This window comes from Methylopila musalis, assembly GCF_042679725.1.
Taxonomy (GTDB): Bacteria; Pseudomonadota; Alphaproteobacteria; order Rhizobiales; family Methylopilaceae; genus Methylopila; species Methylopila musalis.
Genome location: NZ_JBHTMX010000203.1, coordinates 1 through 4,953 on the forward strand (window position 1 = coordinate 1; position 4,953 = coordinate 4,953).

General features: G+C 71.0%; 7 protein-coding genes. 6 read left to right on the forward strand and 1 reads right to left on the reverse strand.

The genetic code is table 11. The features are described from left to right. On the forward strand, window positions 1-203 hold a 203-nt coding region (locus ACFQ4O_RS15020), incomplete at its 5' end, for a hypothetical protein (protein WP_378776742.1). Here ACFQ4O_RS15020 and rlmB read toward each other — a convergent pair. Further along, window positions 178-1,089 carry a 23S rRNA (guanosine(2251)-2'-O)-methyltransferase RlmB gene (gene rlmB, locus ACFQ4O_RS15025; RefSeq protein WP_378776744.1) on the reverse strand — a complete coding sequence of 304 codons (912 nt, stop codon included), beginning with the start codon at window positions 1,087-1,089 and terminating at the stop codon, window positions 178-180. The genes ACFQ4O_RS15020 and rlmB overlap by 26 nt on opposite strands. A 242-nt stretch (window positions 1,090-1,331) precedes the next feature. Here rlmB and ACFQ4O_RS15030 point away from each other — a divergent pair, with 242 nt between their 5' ends. The 5 genes from ACFQ4O_RS15030 to ACFQ4O_RS15050 all read left to right on the forward strand — a co-directional run. Further along, the gene (locus ACFQ4O_RS15030; protein ID WP_378776746.1) at window positions 1,332-2,357 is read left to right on the forward strand and encodes a 30S ribosomal protein S2; all 1,026 of its coding nucleotides are present in this window, start codon (window positions 1,332-1,334) and stop codon (window positions 2,355-2,357) included. 112 nt (window positions 2,358-2,469) lie between these two features. Then, window positions 2,470-3,396, forward strand: coding sequence for a translation elongation factor Ts (tsf, locus tag ACFQ4O_RS15035; RefSeq protein WP_378776748.1), 927 nt, complete (start codon window positions 2,470-2,472; stop codon window positions 3,394-3,396). Between the two features lie 23 nt (window positions 3,397-3,419). Continuing rightward, on the forward strand, window positions 3,420-4,145 hold the full coding sequence (pyrH, locus tag ACFQ4O_RS15040; RefSeq protein ID WP_378776750.1) for a UMP kinase: 726 nt from the start codon (window positions 3,420-3,422) through the stop codon (window positions 4,143-4,145). Between the two features lie 39 nt (window positions 4,146-4,184). Further along, window positions 4,185-4,745 (forward strand): ribosome recycling factor, encoded by a 561-nt coding sequence (gene frr, locus ACFQ4O_RS15045; protein ID WP_378776751.1) that lies wholly within the window; start codon window positions 4,185-4,187, stop codon window positions 4,743-4,745. 51 nt (window positions 4,746-4,796) lie between these two features. Continuing rightward, a partial coding sequence (locus ACFQ4O_RS15050; protein WP_378776753.1) for an undecaprenyl diphosphate synthase family protein occupies window positions 4,797-4,953 on the forward strand: 157 nt, incomplete at its 3' end.

Consider the following 4,953-nt stretch of genomic DNA (forward strand, 5'->3'; position numbering starts at 1 on the left):
CGCCGCCGCGCCGCGTCGCGCCGCAGGCCGCCCCGCGCTACGACGCGCGCGGCCGCCGGCTGAACGTGCCGGGCCGTCCGGACACGGACGACATCTTCGGAAAGGTGAACCGGGACCTGCGCCGGCCCGCGCCGTCGGCATCGACGCCGACGGTCGGCACGGACGCCGGAAGCCGCATCAACCAGCTTGCGCCGCGGCGCTGACCGGCTTTTCCCGCCGCACGCAGTGCAGGGCGATGGCGGCGGCGTTGGAGACGTTGAGGCTCTTGATCGCGCCGGGCATGTCGAGCCGGGCGAGGGCGTCGCAGGTCTGGCGGGTGAGCTGGCGCAGGCCCTTGCCCTCGGCGCCCAGCACCAGCGCCACGCCGCCGGCGCCGACCGGGGTGTCGTCCAGCGTCGCCGGCCCTTCCGAATCGAGGCCGATCCGGAGGAAGCCGCGCTCGCCGAGCTCGTCCAGCGCGCGGGCGAGATTCTGCACCAGCACCAGCGGCACATGCTCCAGCCCGCCGCTGGCGCTCTTGGCCAGCACGCCGGTGGCCTCGGGGCTGTGGCGCGCGGTGGTGACGATGGCGTCCACCGCGAAGGCGGCGGCGGTGCGCACGATCGCGCCCACATTGTGCGGGTCGGTGATCTGGTCGAGCACCAGCACGAGGCTGTCCTCGGGAATCGTCTTGAGCGTGGGGATCCGGAGCGCCTCGGCCTCCAGATAGAGTCCCTGATGCACCGCGTCCGGCGTCAGCAGCCGGTCGATGGCGCCGGGACGCACCACCTCGGGCTCGACGCGGGTGGCGACGCCCGCCTCCGCGAGCCGCGCCAGCGCGTTCTCGGTCGCCATCAGCTTGAGGATCCTGCGCTTCGGATTCGACAGCGCCTCGACCACGCTGTGGAAGCCGTACAGCACCACCGGGCCGTCGTGATCGCGCGGGAAGGCGCGCGGGCCGGGCTTGGCCCCGGACGACCCTCCCGACTTGGCCCCTGACTTGGCCCCGGCGTCGCGGCCGCGCCAGGTGCGGGCCTTGCCGCCGTCGCGGGCGGTCCAGGGCGCGTCGCCGGAACGGTCGGACGGCTTCGGCGGGCGGGGAGGGCGCATGGGCGGTCCGGGAGCAAGCGTCGAGGGGAAGGGCGCTTCTTCTCACGCGCGGCCGCGGGAGGCAATCGCGGCGGCCGGGAACGCCCGGATCGTCTTGCGTCGGGCGCGGATTTCCGCCTATAAGCCGCGCCATCCCACACGCGGGCATCAGGCGGCGATATCCAAGCCGCTCCGGCGCCGGGCTCGAACGGTCGAGCCCCGGCGGGCTCCCGCGGAGGCAACCGGAAGAAAGACGATCTAAAATGGCTCTGCCCGATTTCACCATGCGCCAGCTGCTCGAAGCCGGCGTCCACTTCGGCCACCAGGCGCATCGCTGGAACCCGAAGATGGCGCCCTACATCTTCGGCGCGCGCAACAACATCCACATCATCGACCTGGCCCAGACCGTGCCGCTGCTCGCCCGCGCGCTGCAGGCGGTGTCGGATGTGGTCGCCGGCGGCGGTCGCGTGCTGATCGTGGGCACCAAGCGCCAGGCCGCGGAAGTGGTGGCCGATTCCGCCCGTCGCTCGGCCCAGTACTACGTCAACGCCCGCTGGCTCGGCGGCATGCTGACCAACTGGAAGACCATCTCCCAGTCGATCCAGCGCCTGCGCAAGCTCGAAGAGATGCTGACCGGCGAGGCCCAGGGCTTCACCAAGAAGGAGCGCCTGACGCTGTCCCGCGAGCGCGACAAGCTCGAGCGCACCCTCGGCGGCATCAAGGACATGGGCGGCCTGCCCAACCTGATCTTCGTGATCGACACCAACAAGGAGCAGATCGCCGTGCAGGAGGCTCGCCGCCTCGGCATTCCGGTCGCCGCCATCCTTGACACCAATTCCGATCCCGAGGGCATCACCTATCCGATCCCGGGCAACGACGACGCCGGTCGCGCGCTGGCGCTCTACGGCGACCTGATCGCCCGCGCCGCGCTCGACGGCATTGGCCGCGGCCAGGGCGACCTGGGCGTGGACATCGGCGAGCAGATCGATCCGGTCATCGACGACGTGCCGGCGCCGGCCGCGGTCGAGGGCGATGAGGGCGGAGTCGAGGCGTTCGAGCTGCTGGCCGCGCCGCGCGGCGCGCCGGACGATCTCGCCAAGCTGTCGGGCGTCGGCCCGCAGCTGGAGCAGAAGTTCAACGAGTACGGCGTCTATCACTACTGGCAGATCGCGGCGATGACCCCGGCGGACGTCGCCAAGGCCGACCAGGACCTCAAGCTCAACGGCCGCATCGAGCGCGAGGGCTGGATCGCCCAGGCGCGCGAGCTGCTCGCCGGCCTCGCGGCCTGAGCTTCGACGCACGACCGCGGCGCGCGACGGCTTCCCGTCGTTCGCGCGCCGCCGTTTTGAAGACATTTTATCGCCGCCCGCCCAACGGGCGGCGCCTGTTTCAGAGGACGACATGGCCAACATCACCGCTGCACTGGTGAAGGAGCTTCGCGAGAAGACCGGCGCCGGCATGATGGACTGCAAGAACGCCCTCGCCGAAGTGGACGGCGACGTGGAGGCTGCGGTCGACTGGCTGCGCAAGAAGGGCCTCGCCAAGGCCGCCAAGAAGGCCGGCCGCGTGGCCGCCGAGGGTCTGGTCGCGCTCGCCGTCGACGGCGGCAAGGGCGTCGCGGTCGAGGTGAACTCCGAGACCGACTTCGTGGCCCGCAATCCCGAATTCCAGGAGATGGCCTCGTCCATCGCCTCCGTCGCGCTGACCGCCGGCTCCGAAACCGCCGCGATCGAGGCGGCCGCCTATCCGGGCGGCGGCACCGTGGCCGAGAAAATCCAGGCCACCATCGGCAAGATCGGCGAGAACATGACGCTGCGCCGCGCCGCCGCTCTGTCGGTGTCGCAGGGCGTCATCGGCTCTTACGTCCACGGTCAGGTCGCGCCGAACCTCGGCAAGATCGCCGTGCTGGTCGGCCTCGAGTCCGCCGGCAAGGCGGAGGCGCTCGCGGCGCTCGGCCGTCAGGTCGCCATGCACGTGGCCGCCACCAACCCGCAGGGCCTCGACGCGTCCTCGATCGATCCCGCGATCGTCGAGCGCGAGAAGGGCGTTCTCGCCTCCAAGGCGCGCGAGGGCGGCAAGCCCGAGCACGTGATCGAGAAGATCGTCGAGAGCGGCATCAAGACCTTCTTCAAGGAATCGACCCTCGTCGAGCAGCCCTTCATCCATGACGGCTCCAAGACCGTCGCCCAGGCGCTCCAGGCCGCCGAGGCCGAGGTCGGCGCCCCGATCAAGCTGACGGGCTTCGTCCGTCTGGCGCTGGGCGAAGGCGTCGAGAAGGAAGAAAGCGACTTCGCGGCCGAAGTGGCCGCGGCGGCCGGCTCCCGCTGACGTCTGCGGGAGCGAGAGCCCCGATGACGGAGCAGGCGCGGCCCATCTACAAGCGGGTGCTGGTCAAGGTCTCGGGCGAGGCCCTGATGGGTCCGCAGGGCTTCGGCCTGCACCAGCCGACCGTCGAAGCGATCGCGGCGGACATCGCCGCGACGCACGCCCTCGGCGTCGAGGTCGGCGTCGTGGTCGGCGGCGGCAACATCTTCCGTGGCGTTCAGGTCTCCTCGCAGGGGGTGGACCGCGCCACGGGCGATTACATGGGCATGCTGGCGACGGTGATGAACGCGCTCGCGCTCTCCGCCGCCATCATGCGCCGGGGCACGCAGGCGCGGGTTCTGTCCGCGCTCGACATGCCGGCGGTGTGCGAGACCTACACCCGGCCCCGGGCGCTCGCCCATCTGGACCGCCAGCGCGTGGTCCTGTTCGCGGCCGGCACCGGCAACCCCTTCTTCACCACCGACACGGCCGCCGCCCTGCGCGCGGTCGAGACCGGCTGCGAGGCGCTGCTCAAGGCGACGCAGGTGGACGGCATCTACACCGCCGACCCGAAGAAGGACCCGACCGCCACCCGCCTCGACCATCTCACCCATGACGAGGTCCTGCAGCGGGACCTCAAGGTGATGGACGCGGCGGCCTTCGCGCTTGCGCGCGAGAACGCGCTTCCGGTAATCGTCTTCTCCATTCACGAGCCGGGCTCGATCCCCGCGGTCGTGTGCGGGCGGGGACGCGCCACAACCGTCGCGAGCTGAGAGGCGGACGAACCGCCCGAACGTCAGGAGCCCATTTCCATGTCCGGACAATTCGATCTCGACGACGTCAAGCGCCGCATGCAGGGCGCGGTCACTTCGCTCAAGAACGACCTCGCGGGCCTGCGCACCGGCCGCGCCTCCGCCAGCCTGCTCGATCCGGTCACGGTGACGGCCTATGGCGCGGAGATGCCGCTGAACCAGGTCGCGACCGTGAGCGTGCCCGAGGCCCGCATGCTGAGCGTGCAGGTGTGGGACCGCTCCATGGTGGGGCCGGTGGAGAAGGCGATCCGTGAGGCCAATCTCGGCCTCAACCCGATCACCGAAGGCCAGCTCATGCGCATCCCGCTGCCGGAGCTGAACGCCGACCGGCGCAAGGAGCTGGTCAAGGTCGCGCACAAATACGCCGAGAGCGCCCGCGTCGCCGTGCGCCACGTGCGCCGCGACGGCCTCGACACGCTGAAGAAGGCGGAGAAGGACGGCGACATCAGCGAGGACGATCAGTCCCGCTTCGCCGATCAGGTCCAGAAGGCCACCGACGCCGCCATCGTGGAGGTCGATCAGGCCGTCGCCGCGAAGGAAAAGGACATCCTTCAGGTCTGACGCGGCCGTCGGCGCGCTTTACGCCCTCTCCAACACGTGCGGACCGCCATGATGTCCACTGACGCGCCGGGACGGGCGGTCGACCAAGGCGCTGGAGCGGTCCAGCCGCCCGCCCATGTGGCCGTCATCATGGACGGCAACGGCCGCTGGGCCGCCCAGCGCGGCCTGCCGCGCGCGGAAGGCCACCGCCGCGGCGTCGAGGCTCATG

Excerpts from the sequence above, each read along its gene's own strand:
- frr (WP_378776751.1), top strand. The coding sequence starts at position 4,185 with ATGTCCGGACAATTCGATCTCGACGACGTCAAGCGCCGCATGCAGGGC.
- pyrH (WP_378776750.1), top strand. The coding sequence starts at position 3,420 with ATGACGGAGCAGGCGCGGCCCATCTACAAGCGGGTGCTGGTCAAGGTC.
- rlmB (WP_378776744.1), bottom strand. The coding sequence starts at position 1,089 with ATGCGCCCTCCCCGCCCGCCGAAGCCGTCCGACCGTTCCGGCGACGCG.
- ACFQ4O_RS15030 (WP_378776746.1), top strand. The coding sequence starts at position 1,332 with ATGGCTCTGCCCGATTTCACCATGCGCCAGCTGCTCGAAGCCGGCGTC.
- tsf (WP_378776748.1), top strand. The coding sequence starts at position 2,470 with ATGGCCAACATCACCGCTGCACTGGTGAAGGAGCTTCGCGAGAAGACC.